This window comes from Pseudoalteromonas sp. GW168-MNA-CIBAN-0100 (genome assembly GCF_040309225.1).
Classification (GTDB): domain Bacteria; phylum Pseudomonadota; class Gammaproteobacteria; order Enterobacterales; family Alteromonadaceae; genus Pseudoalteromonas; species Pseudoalteromonas arctica.
The window spans coordinates 1-247 of the sequence record NZ_JBEOOL010000912.1 but is presented as its reverse complement, the minus strand read 5'-3'; the positions used below and the strand labels follow the sequence as shown (position 1 = coordinate 247).

Annotated in this window: 1 protein-coding gene; it reads left to right on the top strand. The window is 34.8% G+C overall.

Going from position 1 to position 247, the window contains the following annotated elements; all coding sequences use genetic code 11:
• Window positions 1-247 (top strand): RNA polymerase sigma factor (locus tag AAEY62_RS23975; RefSeq protein WP_502935567.1); only part of this gene is annotated, 247 nt, incomplete at both ends.

Sequence of the window (247 nt, the reverse complement as noted above, 5' to 3'; positions counted from 1 at the left end):
GTGTTACCTGACGACGTAGAAGATATAGTGCAAGAAACCTTTATTAAAAGCTACGAAGCTGATTTAAAACAAGATATTCAATTTACGCGTAGTTACATGCTCAAAACTGCTAAACACCTTGCCCTTAATCATATTGCTAAATGGGATAATAAATTTAGCGACTCCCTTTGTGATGATCATGAATTACCAAAGTTACTTAAATCAATACAACTAGAGGACGAGTACACCTCGAAAGAGCGTTTTTTAT